General features: G+C 63.2%; 9 protein-coding genes and 1 pseudogene. 7 read left to right on the forward strand and 3 right to left on the reverse strand.

Features of this window, described 5'->3' with window-relative positions:
* Positions 1–9 precede the first annotated feature (9 nt).
* The gene (locus tag ACF8FB_RS03760) at positions 10–609 is read right to left on the reverse strand and encodes a CoA pyrophosphatase (RefSeq protein ID WP_010952553.1); all 600 of its coding nucleotides are present in this window, start codon (positions 607–609) and stop codon (positions 10–12) included.
* 123 nt (positions 610–732) lie between these two features.
* On the opposite strand from ACF8FB_RS03760, the gene ACF8FB_RS03765 reads away from it, so the two are divergent.
* The 4 genes and pseudogenes from ACF8FB_RS03765 to ACF8FB_RS03780 form a co-directional block, all read left to right on the forward strand.
* Positions 733–1,284, forward strand: a complete 552-nt coding sequence (locus tag ACF8FB_RS03765; protein WP_010952552.1) for an NUDIX hydrolase — start codon at positions 733–735, stop codon at positions 1,282–1,284.
* A 22-nt stretch (positions 1,285–1,306) separates the two neighbouring features.
* Complete coding sequence (locus ACF8FB_RS03770; RefSeq protein ID WP_010952551.1) at positions 1,307–1,861, forward strand: murein L,D-transpeptidase family protein; 555 nt, start codon at positions 1,307–1,309, stop codon at positions 1,859–1,861.
* A gap of 160 nt (positions 1,862–2,021) precedes the next feature.
* On the forward strand, positions 2,022–3,704 hold the full coding sequence (locus tag ACF8FB_RS03775; RefSeq protein ID WP_392511045.1) for a ShlB/FhaC/HecB family hemolysin secretion/activation protein: 1,683 nt from the start codon (positions 2,022–2,024) through the stop codon (positions 3,702–3,704).
* Between the two features lie 262 nt (positions 3,705–3,966).
* Positions 3,967–6,171: pseudogene (locus ACF8FB_RS03780) on the forward strand (hemagglutinin repeat-containing protein); the annotation flags it as partial.
* Between the two features lie 160 nt (positions 6,172–6,331).
* Here the strand turns inward: ACF8FB_RS03780 and ACF8FB_RS03785 are convergent.
* Both ACF8FB_RS03785 and ACF8FB_RS03790 read right to left on the reverse strand, forming a co-directional pair.
* Positions 6,332–6,967, reverse strand: a complete 636-nt coding sequence (locus ACF8FB_RS03785; protein ID WP_010952548.1) for a Pr6Pr family membrane protein — start codon at positions 6,965–6,967, stop codon at positions 6,332–6,334.
* A gap of 1 nt (position 6,968) precedes the next feature.
* Complete coding sequence (locus ACF8FB_RS03790) at positions 6,969–7,190, reverse strand: VF530 family DNA-binding protein (RefSeq protein WP_012053596.1); 222 nt, start codon at positions 7,188–7,190, stop codon at positions 6,969–6,971.
* Positions 7,191–7,353: 163 nt separating this feature from the next.
* Between ACF8FB_RS03790 and ACF8FB_RS03795 the strand changes: the two genes are divergently transcribed.
* The 3 genes from ACF8FB_RS03795 (at position 7,354) to ACF8FB_RS03805 (ending at position 13,469) form a co-directional block, all read left to right on the forward strand.
* Positions 7,354–9,396, forward strand: a complete 2,043-nt coding sequence (locus tag ACF8FB_RS03795) for a TonB-dependent receptor (RefSeq protein ID WP_010952546.1) — start codon at positions 7,354–7,356, stop codon at positions 9,394–9,396.
* Positions 9,397–9,692: 296 nt separating this feature from the next.
* On the forward strand, positions 9,693–11,027 hold the full coding sequence (locus tag ACF8FB_RS03800) for a carbohydrate porin (protein WP_010952545.1): 1,335 nt from the start codon (positions 9,693–9,695) through the stop codon (positions 11,025–11,027).
* Between the two features lie 30 nt (positions 11,028–11,057).
* Positions 11,058–13,469, forward strand: a complete 2,412-nt coding sequence (locus ACF8FB_RS03805) for a glucose/quinate/shikimate family membrane-bound PQQ-dependent dehydrogenase (RefSeq protein WP_010952544.1) — start codon at positions 11,058–11,060, stop codon at positions 13,467–13,469.
* The last annotated feature ends 158 nt before the right edge of the window (positions 13,470–13,627 follow it).

Here is a 13,627-nt window from a genome sequence, read left to right on the forward strand (position 1 = left end):
TAGGCCCGCTCAATTTTCGATGTGACGCTCAGGGGGGTGATGCAGGCTGATACCGGCATCGAACAGCAGGTTGACCAACTCGACGATCATGATCGCCGACAACCCCCAGATCTTGTATTCACCATAGCGGTAACTGGGCACATACCAGCTACGCCCCTGGTAATCGATACGGTGGGTATGATCGCGCGGGTCCTGCCGGAAGAATTCCAGCGGCACGGTGAATACTGCCGCGATCTCGGCATCATTGGCGCGATATTCGACGAAGTCCGGGATAAGCCCGACGAATGGCGTCACTTTCAGGCCATGTAGCGAAATCAGCGGGCTGAGCGGACCAATCACCTCCACCAGGCCAGGGGGCAGGCCGATTTCTTCTTCAGCCTCGCGCAGGGCAGTAAAGACCAGGTCCGGGTCTTCCGGGTCGCGGCGGCCACCGGGAAAGGCTACTTCGCCACCGTGGGTAGACAGGCCCTTGGCGCGCAGGGTCAAGACCAGTTCGGGCGCTTCGCTGCGGGTAATGGGCAAGAGGACCGCCGCTTCGGGGAACCGCCTGTCGGTTTCCAATGACGCGGGTTGGTGGTTGCTCATTCGGCGAAGTAGCTCGTCCAGCATTGCGCACGCTCGTATCCAGGTCCTGTGTTGCATGATGCACCAAAGCCGCGAAGCACCCAAGCCCCAGCGCTTGCGGCGGCACGGTGGCCGAGCCAAGATAGCCTTGAGCATAAGGAACCACACATGAAATTCTGCAGCGCATGCGGCCAACCGGTCAGTCAGCGGATCCCCGAGGGCGACAGCCGCCTGCGGTACGTCTGTGGCTCTTGCCAGACCATCCACTACCAGAACCCCAACATCGTGGCCGGCGTATTGCCGACCTGGGGCAGCCAGGTGTTGCTGTGTCGCCGCGCCATTGAGCCGCGCCGGGGTTTCTGGACCCTGCCCGCCGGTTTCATGGAAAACGGCGAAACCCTCGACCAGGCCGCGCGTCGCGAAACCGTCGAGGAAGCCTGCGCCCGGGTCGGGCCGACGTCCCTGTACCAGCTGTTCGATCTGCCGCACATCAGCCAGGTGCATGTGTTCTTCCGCGCCGAGTTGGCGGACCTGGACTTTGCCGTCGGTGTCGAAAGCCTGGAGGTGCGGCTGTTCGAAGAACATGAGATACCGTGGGACGAGCTGGCTTTCCGCACCGTCACTCGCACACTAGAATGCTACTATCGCGACCGCATCGGCCAGCACTACCCCATAGGCCATGAATACCTGCCGCCGATGAACGTTTCGCCACACACCTAAACGCCTTCAGGGATACTGTTACATGCGCTGGTTGCTTGCCCTTTTCTGCCTTTGCGTTACCTCGGTGTCCCAGGCGGCCTTCACCGAAACCATCATCCGCAAGCCCGCGCCGGCAGCGCAAACTCCCTCGCCTTCGCAGCAAGCCATGCAACCGTTGATCGACAAGGTGCTGGTGATCAAGTCGGAGCGCCGCCTGCAGTTGATCAGCCGCGGCGAGCCGCTGAAAACCTACCGCATCTCGCTGGGCAAGCAGCCCAAGGGCGCCAAGGAACGCGAAGGCGACAAGAAAACCCCCGAGGGCTTGTACTGGCTGGACTGGCGCAAGCAGAGCGACCGCTTCAACCTGGCCATGCACATCAATTACCCGAACATCAGCGATGCCGCCCGCGCGACCCGGGCAGGGGTGAATGCCGGCAGCATGATCATGATTCACGGCACGCCGATCAACGATGAATACCCGGAATGGTACTTCCATACCCTGGACTGGACGGATGGTTGCATTGCCATGCGCAACCGCGACATGCAGGAAGTGTGGGACCTGGTTCGGGATGGAACGCTGATCGAGATCCGCCCTTGATATAGAGCCTTCCGGCAAAAGTTGTAGGAACCTTCTCACCATTTAGCGCGAACTTGCCTGACAGGTGCTTAGGCAGGGTACTGCATCCATACGAGTGGCTTAATTTCTAGCATCCACGCAGACGAGTACGAAAACCGTACATCATTTGCGGGGTGCTTCAATGCCGTGCCTGATTCACCGCATCGCCCATTGGCTGTCGGCCGGTTGCCTTTCTGGCTTGCTGTCCATTCCCCAGGTGCTGGCCGACGACCCTGCCAGCCAGCAGTTGCGCGATCAACAGCATGGGCTGCGGCAACTGGAGCAACAGCAGCGGCTGGAACGCTGGCAGCGTGTACCCGTCCCGGCTGAACCGACCAACAGCACTTCCCACCGCCCGCACGATGATCGCTGCTGGGCAGTCGATGGCGTGCGCGTGGCGGGCATGCACCGGCTTTCGAACTCGGCACTGGCGCCCACCATCCGTGCCCTCACGCCTGCCTGCATGGGCATCGCCGACATCAACCGGCTGCTCAAAGCCATCACCCAACGTTATGTACAAGCCGGCTACCCAACCAGCCGCCCCTACCTGCGCCAGCCCCCAGCAGAGGGCATGCCGTTGGACATCGTCATTGTCGAAGGCTTTGTCGAAACCATCGAACTGGCTGGCCCCGACCTGCCCCTGTCTCTCTCCAGTGCCTTCCCAGGCCTGCTTGGGCAGCCACTGTACCTGCCCGACCTTGAGCAAGGCCTGGACCAACTCAACCGCCTTCGCGCCTATGAACTGGGCGCCACCTTGCTGCCCGGCGAACTGCAGGGCGGCACCCGCGTGGTCGTGCAGCCGGGCAAGGTTGCTTCACGCTGGCACCTGGACAGCCGCTTCGACAACCGGGGCAGCGAGCTGACCGGCCGCCACCGCGTCAACCTCGGCATTGGCCTGGACAGCCCGCTTGGCCTCAATGATGAGCTGCGCCTGTCGTTGACCCGCACGGTGCTCGATACGCCCGGCCAAAGCCAAGGGATATCGTTGTACTACAGCATCCCCTACGGCGCCTGGACCTTTGCCCTCAGCGCCAGCCAGCTAAGCTATCAAGCCCCCCTCCCCTACAGCGACAAGGCTGCCGACGGCAGCAGCAGCTATCAGGGCCTGAGTGTCGAGCGGGTATTGTGGCGCAACCAGCAAGGCATGCTCAGCGCCAGCGCCCGTCTGGACCGCAAGCAGCTGATCAACCGCAGCGCTGGCGCGGTTATCGTCCAGCAGAGCCCGACGCTGGCCACGGTAGAGGCCGGCATCAACCTGCTGTGGCTCGAAAGTGGCCTGTGGAACGGTTACTTCGGCGTTGCCCAAGGCATTGACGCATTGGGTGCCGACCGCTCGCCCCTGGGTGCTCAACGCCTGCGCCCGGACTTTCGCAAGTACCGCGCCAACCTGCTGCACCTGCGTCAAGGCCCGGCACCCAGCCCTTGGCGCTGGCAGAGCGAGCTGGCCATGCAGTACAGCCGTGACCCGCTGCCTGCCGTCGAACAGCTGCTGGTCAGCGACGATTCGGCTGTCCGCGGCTTTCGTCTGCACACTTACTCCGGTGCCAGCAGCGCCGTCTGGCGCAATACGTTCAGCCAGGCGCTGCCACGGACCTGGGCCCCACCTTTCGAGATACGCCCCTACATCGGCCTGGACCTGGGCTGGGTTCGCACCGCCGAAGGCAAACCGCCACAGCGCCTGGCCGGGGCCGCCGCAGGGTTGGAACTGAGCCTGCCCGGCAGCCGCCTGCGCCTGGACTACCAACGCGCCTTGTACACCAGCGACCTGCCCCGCCCGCGGCTGGAGCCCGGCTTCTGGGTGCTGGACTGGACCCTGAGCATCTGATTCACCCACAACAAAGAGAACGAGAAAATGCAAACACTCTCGCAGTTACCGCCTGTTCGCCCGGATACCTTGCGCTGGGCAATCTTCCTCGCCGTGCTCGGGCCCAGCGCCGCACTGGCTCAGACAGGACTTGAAGCAGCCAGCGGCCCCGGGGGGACCCCGGTCATCCACAATGGCCATGGGGTGCCGGTGATCGACATCGTACCGCCCAACGCCACGGGGCTGTCACACAACCAGTTCATCGACTACAACGTTGCCACCCCTGGGCAGTTTGTTCGAAGGCCATCACAACCGCGAGGTGCAAGCCGAACGCGAAAGCAAGGTGCAGCGCAGCGAGTTGCAGGCCAGCGGCGATCTGAAATTGCGCAGTGATGCACTGCTCACCGAGGCCGCGCACGTCGAGGCCGGCAACACCCTGCAGGTGACCGCCAAACACATCGACAACCGTGCAGTGCAGGATACCCATGAACATGAACAAAGCCGTGACGACTGGTCGGGTAGCCTGGGCGCCAGTATCGAATACCGCGACCTGACCCGCCCTATCGAACGCCTGGTGCTGGGTGAGGAAGCCCCGCGCTTCCAGCAAGCTTCGCCTGAAGACGCCATGGCACCTCCCAGCGTGGGGGCCGACATGACGGTCGAACACCTCAAGCGCCTGGAAAACCAGCGCCGTGGAATTGCTCAGGTCAGCGAGTTGTCCGCAGCAAAGGTCGAGGTCAAGGCTGACACACTGGCCGACCAGGGCACAGCCTGGCGGGCCAATGCCGGCTCGCTGAAAATCGAGGCGCAGCAGCATCAGGTGAGCGCCGCCGAAAATACCCAGGAAACCACCGTTCAACGCCTGGCCTATGGTGGCGATGCGCGCCTGGACACCAGCACCGGCGAGGACTTGAATGTACGCGCCGCCGGCAAAGGGGGGTCGCTGGATAAAAAGGATACCGCCAGCACCGCCGTGCCCGGCAGCCTTTACGGGCAACAGGGTATCCAGGTACAGCTGGGCAGCGATGGCCGCTACGAAGGGGCCCGCATCGATGGCGGTGAAGGCAGCGTGGTCATGCACAGTGCCGGGTCGCTGGCCTTACCCCAGGCGACCGACCAGGCCGAACAACAGTCACGCCAGCTCGATGGCAATGCCTGGGCCAAAGTCGGCAACCGCCCGGGCAGCACCGGTGTCGATGGCCGGGGGTATCTGGACCATGGCCAAAAGCTGAGCACGCAGGGCAAGGCACAAGTGGCACAAATCGACGCCAAGGGCGAGGTAAAGCTGACCAGCACAGGCGACCTGTTGCTCGAAGGCACGCGCATTGGTAGCCGCGAGGCCAAGGCCGGCGACATACAGGTGCAAAGTGGCGGCCAGTTGCAGGTCAAGGCGGCCAGCAACACCCAGCAAGCCGCAGGCAGCAACCTGGGTGGCGGCATGGAGCTGGCGGCCAAGGCTGGCCAGACCCAGGGGGGAGCCATAGGCGGCCACTTCAGCCACGGCAAGCAGGACGAACATGCACGTCAGGCGGTCGATGCCCAGTTTGCCAGCAACGGCACACTGACCCTGACCAGCAGCGCCCGCGAGGACATCGCCCTGCACCTGCAAGGCCTGCAGGCCTCGGCCGAACAGATCACCCTCGACGCCTCGAATGGCGGCATGCTGGTTGAAGCCTCTTCCAGCCAGGAGCGACGCGACAACCTCGACATCTCGGCCGGCGCCGGTTTCAACATGGCCAAGGGCGCCTTGGACACCCGCGGCCTGCATGGCCGGCTCAAGGTAGAGCTCGACAAGCGCGACAACCTCACCTGGAATACCAGTGACCTGCGCGCCGAGCGCATCGACCTGCAAAGCCGCGGCGATACCCGCATTGAGAGTGCCACCCTGGATGCAGGGCATATTGGCGGCACAATCGACGGTGACCTGCGCATCGCCAGCCTCAAGGACAACGTCAACACCCTGAGCGTGAAAGGCGATGTCAGGCTGAGCCAGGAGAAAAACCCGCAGGGCTATGTCAATGCGGCCAAATCGGTGGCAGGGCCGCTGGGAGGCAAGGTCGAGAAAAAGGCTGGTTCGGCCCTGAGCAAGGCAGACCCAGGGTTCTCGCCGACCGTCAGCCTCGACGTGTTGCATGCACAGCGTGACAATGTGGCGCGTCAGACCACGCTTAAAAGCAGCGACGGCATCGACCTGCAGGTCGGTGGCAACGCTCATCTGGTGGGGGCACGCTTACAGTCGGCCAAAGGCGACGTGAGGCTCGACGCCAACTCGGTCACCCAGGAAACGCTGAGCGGCAATGACTATCGCCGAGACCTGTCGTTGGATGCGTCCAACTCACCGGTGGATCTGGGCACGGCAATCGCCGAGATAGCCAAAAGCAAAATGGCGGCGGATGGGGAAAATGCGCTGGACCTGGGCGTGTTGAGAACCAGTGGGCATAGTCGCAGCGAGCAATGGGTTTCGAGCATGCAAGGGAAGAAGCACTAAGACGCCATCGCGGCCCTGGCCATTTGGGGATATCAGCAATCTTGTGCCCTGCTGCTGACACCCGGGCCGCGTGCCTCCCGCTTCCACAGCGAATACCACAGCCCTTGGGCTTGTGATTTCTCTGCGGGGGCGGGCTTGCCCGCGAAGAGGCCGCTACAGGTCAAGCCAGCCTGTGCAGCCCCCGCCACCGATCCAGCCCAAGCAACACCAGCCCTATCCCCCAGAAACCCGCCAGCACCCCAAGGGCGTTGAGCATCACCTGCCCATACCCCAGGCTGGCCACATCGATGAACGGGTAGGCATAGACGCCAATCTCACTCCCCCGCCACAACGCATAACCAAAGTAGACCGCCGGGTACACCGCCCACACCAGCAAATGCCATAGCCGCAAACTGCCCTTGGGCACCTCGCTCCACCAGTACAAGGCATACAGCACCGGCATCACGTCGTGCAGCAACTCGTCCGCCAGCCATTGCCAACCCTGTGGTTGCCACAAATGACGCAGCAGCACGCTGTAGGCCAGCGCCACCAGCACGATACTGGCGGCCACTGCAGAGCTTACCGAGGGCGACAGGAAAAAGCGTTTGCCACGGCCTTCCCTACCGAATGCGGCATAGCTGAGCACCGTCGCCACCAGGGTATTGGTCAGCACGGTGAAGTAGCCGAACACATTGATCAGGCCACCAATCAGGCTGGCCTGTTCCTGCCAACGCGCCAGCAGTACCAGGTTCACCTGCACGGCCAGGCCGAACCAGCCCAGCACCGCCATGCCGGTCAGCCAAGGGCGACGCGACATGTCAGGCCTGACGCTGCAGCTTCACGTACAGCTGCTCGACCTTCTCCCGCGCCCACGGTGTTTTGCGCAGGAACGTCAGGCTCGACTTGATGGTCGGGTTGCTCTTGAAGCAGCGCACATCGATGCGCTCGGCCAGGCCATGCCATTGGTAATGCGCCACCAGCTCGGTGAGGATCTGTTCAAGGGTCTTGCCGTGCAGCGCGTTGTGTTGGGCCGTGCTCATGCTGTGCTCCGTAGGAAAGATGCGCACCTTACACGAGTGTAGTGGTGGGAGGGATCCGTCGAGTCGACAGAAAAATCGCTGGTCAGAGGCAAAACCTCTGTGATGGAATAGTTATGTTATGTTGTAACACTAAAAAGCATCTGCCAAGGAACGCCCCATCCCCATGCTGTACACACCGCTTCGCCTTTCCCCCCTTGCCGTCGCACTCTGGCTGGCTGCATCCCCCAGCCAGGCCGTAGAACTTGAGCCGCAGGTCATCACCGCCAACCCGCTGGGTAACCGCCAACTGGCCGCCCCCAGCACCGTGCTCGAAGGCGACAACCTGCTGCAACAGCAGCACGGCAGCCTGGGTGAAACCCTTAACAAGCAGCCCGGTGTCGCCTCTACCTGGTTCGGCCCTGGCGCCAGCCGCCCGGTGATCCGCGGCCTGGATGGCGACCGCATTCGTATCCTGCGCAATGGCGTCGGTGCCCTGGATGCCTCGTCGCTGTCCTACGATCATGCCGTGCCGCTGGACCCGGTAACCGTCGAGCGCGTCGAAATCGTCCGTGGCCCGGCCGCCCTGCTTTACGGCGGCAACGCCATTGGCGGGGTGGTCAACACCTTCGACAACCGCATCCCGGACTCGCCGATCGAGGGCATCCACGGTGCCGGTGAACTGCGTTACGGCGGCGCCGACACCACTCGCAGCAGCGCCGGCAAGCTGGAGGCCGGCGACGGCGCCTTCGCCCTGCACCTGGATGCCAACAGCCGCCAGTTCAACGACCTGCGCATCCCGGGCTATGCACGCAGCGCCAAGGTGCGCGATGCCGACGAGCCCGGCAGCAAACACCGCCTGGAAAACAGCGACGGTCGCCAGGACGGCGGCGCAATCGGTGGTGCCTACCACTGGGACCACGGCTACGCCGGCCTGTCGTACAGCCGCTACGACAGCAACTACGGCTCGGTGGCCGAGTCCGGCGTGCGCCTGGACATGAAACAGGATCACTACGCCTTCGCCTCCGAACTGCGCGATCTCGACGGCCCGTTCAGCTCGGTCAAGGTAGATGCTGGTTACACCGACTACGAACACAGCGAAATCGAGGAAGGCGAGGTCCATACCACCTTCAAGAACAAGGGCTACGAAGCCCGCATCGAAGCCCGTCACCAGCCGCTAGGGCCGATTGAAGGGGTGATCGGTGCCCAGGTCAGCCGCAACGAATTCTCCGCCCTGGGCGAGGAAGCCTTCGTCCCGCACACCGATACCGACAGCCTGGCGCTGTTCATGCTGGAGCAGTGGCAAGCCACCGAACGCCTGAACCTGAGCCTGGGCGCGCGCATGGAGCACACCCGCGTAGACCCGGACGCCAAAGGCAACGAGAACTTCGTCGACGCCGACAGCGCCAGCAGCTTCAACGCCTTCAGCCTGTCGTCGGGGGCTGTGTACCAGCTCGACCCAATCTGGTCGCTGGCCGCCAACCTCGGCTACACCGAGCGCGCCCCTACCTTTTACGAGCTGTACGCCAATGGCGCGCACGTAGCCACCGGCGCGTTTGAAGTCGGTGACGCCAGCCTGAACAAGGAAAAGGCCATTTCCGCCGACCTGGCGTTGCGCTTCGACAACGGCACCCACAAGGGCAGTGTTGGGTTGTTCTACAGCCACTTTCGCAACTACATCGGCCTGATTGGCACCGGCAACACCCGCGAAGGCGAGCATGACCATGAGGAGGAGGATCACGATCATGATCATGATCATGAGGGCTTCCCGGAATACCAGTACCAAGGCGTGCGGGCGCGCTTCTACGGCATCGAGGCCCAGGACCGCTGGCAGTTGGCCGAGAACCGTTACGGCAGCTTCGCGCTGGAGTTGTCCGGTGACTATACCCGAGCCAAGAACCTCGACAGTGGCGAGCCACTGCCCCGCATCGCCCCGCTGCGCCTGAACAGCGGCCTGGTCTGGGAGCTGGACCGCTGGCAGGCGCGGGTAGACGTGCAGCACGCTGCGTCGCAGCACCGCAAACCCGCCAACGAAACCAGCACCGATGGCTACACCACCTTGGGCGCGAGCGTTGGCTACCGCTTCGACATTGGCCAGAGCCAGTGGCTGGCGTTTGTGCGCGGCGAAAACCTGACCGACCAGACCGTGCGCTATGCCAGTTCGATCCTGCGCGATATCGCACCGGCGCCGGGGCGTAGCGTGGAAGTCGGGTTGCGTACCACCTTCTGAACCACAAGCGACGAAGATCGGTGTAGGAACGTGTTCACCCGCGAATACGATGGTAGGGCAACCGGCGCATTCGCGGGTGAACCCGCTCCTACACCTGCCTCGATTAATGACGACTGTTGCCCGTTCAACAACAATCCTCTGCGACAATTTGTCTTTTTTTCTTATAACTTCCCCTATATCCTCCCCGCCGCAAGCTGAAACGCTTCATCGAACAATCTTGTCGCCATATCCATTGAGGGGCCCGCCCTTCGATGCGCTTGCCGTTTTTTTCAATAATCAAAAGATAGCGCTATCTCATGTTCCAACTGCCTAAAACCTGCTACATCGGCCTGGCCCTCAGTGCCTTGGCAACCCCCGCCGGCGCCAGCGAAATGTTCGCCAGCGACTCCCCTTGGATGCTCGGCGACTGGGGTGGAACCCGCAGCGAACTGCTGGAAAAGGGCTACGACTTCACCCTTGGCTACACCGGCGAGATGGGCAGCAACCTGCACGGCGGCTACGACCACGACCGCACCGCGCGCTACAGCGACCAGTTCACCTTCGGCAGCCACCTGGACCTGGAGAAGATCCTCGGCTGGCATGACACCGAATTCCAGCTGACCGTCACCGAGCGTCACGGCGACAACATCAGCAACGACCGCATCAACGACCCGCGTGTCGGCGGCTTCACCTCCGCCCAGGAAGTCTGGGGCCGCGGCGAAACCTGGCGGCTGACGCAGATGTGGATCAAGCAGAAGTACTTCGACGGTGCGCTGGATGTGAAATTCGGCCGCTTCGGTGAAGGCGAGGACTTCAACAGCTTCCCTTGCGACTTCCAGAACCTGGCTTTCTGCGGCTCGCAGGTGGGCAACTGGGTGGGTGGCATCTGGTACAACTGGCCAGTCAGCCAGTGGGCCCTGCGCGTGCGCTACAACCTTACCCCCGAGCTGTACGCCCAGGTCGGCGTCTTCGAGCAGAACCCTTCCAACCTCGAATCCGGCAATGGTTTCAAGCTCAGCGGCAGCGGCACCCAAGGTGCGGTAATGCCGTTCGAACTGGTATGGACCCCACGTATCCAAGGCTTGAAAGGGGAATATCGTGCCGGCTACTACTACAGTAATGCCAAGGCACAAGATGTTCTCAAGGACAGCAACGGTCAGCCGGCCGCCCTCAGCGGCGCCGCCTACCGCAGCAGTTCGAGCAAGCACGGCTTGTGGATTGGCGCCCAGCAGCAGGTCACCTCGCTGGCGTCCGACCAGTCGCGCGGCTTGAGCGTGTTCGCCAACGCCACGGTGCATGACAAAAAGACCAATGCCATCGACAACTATGTGCAGGCAGGACTGGTATTCAAAGGGCCTTTCGATGCCCGCGCCAAGGACGACATCGGTTTCGCCCTGGCCCGCGTGCACGTCAACCCTGCCTATCGCAAGAACGCCCGCCTGGTCAACCAGGCCGCCGGCCTCTATGACTACGACAACCCGGGCTTCCTGCCAGTGCAGGACACCGAGTACAGCGCCGAGCTGTACTACGGCATTCATCTGGCCGACTGGCTCACGGTACGCCCCAACCTGCAGTACATCCGCCACCCGGGCGGGGTGTCGCAGGTCGATGGCGCCCTGATCGGCGGCCTGAAGATCCAGAGCAGTTTCTAACCCCTTTTTTGACCTGACGGAGAACCTACGATGAGCACTGAAGGTGCGAACCAAGGAAGCCGCTGGCTACCGCGCCTGATTGGCGCGCTGCTGTTGCTGATGGGCCTGGCCCTGCTGGCCGGCGGTATCAAGCTGAGCCAGCTGGGCGGATCGCTGTACTACCTGATCGCCGGTATTGGCTTTGCCCTTTCGGGCGTCCTGCTGCTGGCCCAACGCCAGATCGCCCTGGGCCTGTATGGCCTGGTGCTGCTGGGCAGCACCGTGTGGGCCCTGTTCGAAGTAGGCCTGGACTGGTGGCAACTGGTGCCACGGCTGGCTATCTGGTTCGCCATCGGCGTGGTGTTGCTGCTGCCGTGGGCACGTCGCCCGCTGATCGGCCCAGCCAGCAAAGCCAACACTGCACTGCTCGGCGTGGCAGTGGTCGCTTCGGGCGCTTGCGCGCTGGCCAGCCAGTTCACCCATCCCGGTGAAGTGTTCGGCGAACTGGGCCGCGACAGCAGCGAAATGGCCAGCGCCGCCCCGGCCATGCCCGACGGCGAATGGCAGGCCTACGGCCGTACCGAGCATGGCGACCGCTACTCGCCGCTGCGCCAGATCACCCCGCAGAACGCCTACCGTCTGGAAGAAGCCTGGCGCATTCGCACCGGTGATCTGCCAACCGAAAACGACCCGGTGGAGCTGACCAACCAGAACACCCCGCTGAAGGTCAACGGCATGCTTTACGCCTGCACCGCGCACAGTCGCCTGCTGGCGCTGGACCCGGACACTGGCGCAGAAATCTGGCGCTACGACCCGCAGGTCAAGAGCCCGACCGGCACCTTCAAGGGCTTTGCCCACATGACCTGCCGTGGCGTCTCGTACTATGACGAAAACCGCTACGTCAGCCGCGACGGCAGCCCGGCGCCGAAAATTACCGATGCAGGCCAGGCCGTGGCCCAAGCCTGCCCGCGTCGCCTCTATCTGCCTACCGCGGATGCCCGCCTGATCGCCATCAACGCCGACAACGGCAAGGTCTGCGAAGGCTTCGCCAACCAGGGCGTGATCGACCTCACCACCGGCATTGGCCCATTCACCGCCGGCGGCTATTACTCCACCTCGCCTGCTGCGATTACCCGTGACCTGGTGATCATCGGTGGCCACGTCACCGACAACGAGTCGACCAATGAGCCGTCCGGGGTGATCCGCGCCTACGACGTGCACGACGGCCACCTGGTGTGGAACTGGGACAGTAACAACCCGGACGACACCAAGCCATTGGCTGCCGGCAAAATGTACAGCCGCAACTCGGCCAACATGTGGTCGATCGCCAGCGTCGACGAAGACCTTGGCATGATCTACCTGCCGCTGGGCAACCAGACCCCGGACCAGTGGGGCGCCGACCGCACCCCGGGCGCCGAGAAGTACAGCGCCGGCGTGGTCGCCCTTGACCTGGCCACCGGCAAGGCACGCTGGAACTATCAGTTCACCCACCACGACCTGTGGGACATGGACGTCGGCAGCCAGCCGACCCTGGTACACCTGAAAACCGACGATGGTGTGAAACCGGCGATCATCGTACCGACCAAGCAAGGCAGCCTGTACGTGCTCGACCGCCGCGACGGTACGCCAATCGTGCCGATCCGCGAGATCCCCACCCCACAAGGCGCAGTGGAAGGCGACCACACCTCGCCCACCCAGGCTCGCTCCGACCTCAACCTGCTCGGCCCAGAGCTGACCGAACAGGCCATGTGGGGCGCCACGCCTTTCGACCAGATGCTGTGCCGCATCCAGTTCCGCGAACTGCGCTACGAAGGCCAGTACACCCCGCCATCCGAACAAGGTTCGTTGGTCTACCCCGGCAACGTCGGTGTATTCAACTGGGGCAGCGTGTCGGTCGACCCGGTGCGCCAGCTGCTGTTCACTTCGCCCAACTACATGGCGTTCGTGTCGAAGATGGTCCCGCGTGAGCAGGTTGCCGAAGGCAGCAAGCGCGAAAGCGAGACCAGCGGCGTGCAGCCGAACACCGGCGCACCGTATGCAGTGATCATGCACCCGTTCATGTCGCCGCTCGGTGTACCGTGCCAGGCACCCGCCTGGGGCTACGTCGCCGCCATCGACCTGTTCACCAACAAGGTGGTGTGGAAACACAAGAACGGCACCACCCGCGACAGCACCCCGCTACCGATCGGCCTGCCGGTTGGCGTGCCGAGCATGGGTGGCTCGATCGTCACCGCCGGTGGCGTCGGCTTCCTCAGCGGCACGCTCGACCAGTACCTGCGCGCCTATGACGTGAACAACGGCAAGGAGTTGTGGAAAGCACGCCTGCCAGCGGGTGGCCAGGCTACGCCGATGAGCTACACCGGCAAGGACGGCAAGCAGTACGTGCTGGTGACTGCCGGCGGCCATGGCTCGCTGGGCACCAAGATGGGCGATTACATCATTGCTTACAAATTAGCCGAGTAAGCGACACCGCTCCCGCAGGCTCAACCCTGAGGGAGCGGCCTTGTGTCGCGTTTCGGTCGCGCAGCGGCCCCAACGATCTAGAATGCTGGATGGATTCTGGGGCTGCTGCGCAGCCCAATCGCAACACAAGGCTGCTCCCGAACCATTGAAACCCATCC

The sequence above is a fragment of the Pseudomonas sp. yb_2 genome (assembly GCF_043103905.1).
In the GTDB taxonomy this organism is placed as follows: Bacteria; Pseudomonadota; Gammaproteobacteria; order Pseudomonadales; family Pseudomonadaceae; genus Aquipseudomonas; species Aquipseudomonas alloputida.

Excerpts from the sequence above, each read along its gene's own strand:
- ACF8FB_RS03760 (WP_010952553.1), bottom strand. The coding sequence starts at position 609 with ATGCTGGACGAGCTACTTCGCCGAATGAGCAACCACCAACCCGCGTCA.
- ACF8FB_RS03765 (WP_010952552.1), top strand. The coding sequence starts at position 733 with ATGAAATTCTGCAGCGCATGCGGCCAACCGGTCAGTCAGCGGATCCCC.
- ACF8FB_RS03770 (WP_010952551.1), top strand. The coding sequence starts at position 1,307 with ATGCGCTGGTTGCTTGCCCTTTTCTGCCTTTGCGTTACCTCGGTGTCC.
- ACF8FB_RS03775 (WP_392511045.1), top strand. The coding sequence starts at position 2,022 with ATGCCGTGCCTGATTCACCGCATCGCCCATTGGCTGTCGGCCGGTTGC.
- ACF8FB_RS03785 (WP_010952548.1), bottom strand. The coding sequence starts at position 6,967 with ATGTCGCGTCGCCCTTGGCTGACCGGCATGGCGGTGCTGGGCTGGTTC.
- ACF8FB_RS03790 (WP_012053596.1), bottom strand. The coding sequence starts at position 7,190 with ATGAGCACGGCCCAACACAACGCGCTGCACGGCAAGACCCTTGAACAG.
- ACF8FB_RS03795 (WP_010952546.1), top strand. The coding sequence starts at position 7,354 with ATGCTGTACACACCGCTTCGCCTTTCCCCCCTTGCCGTCGCACTCTGG.
- ACF8FB_RS03800 (WP_010952545.1), top strand. The coding sequence starts at position 9,693 with ATGTTCCAACTGCCTAAAACCTGCTACATCGGCCTGGCCCTCAGTGCC.
- ACF8FB_RS03805 (WP_010952544.1), top strand. The coding sequence starts at position 11,058 with ATGAGCACTGAAGGTGCGAACCAAGGAAGCCGCTGGCTACCGCGCCTG.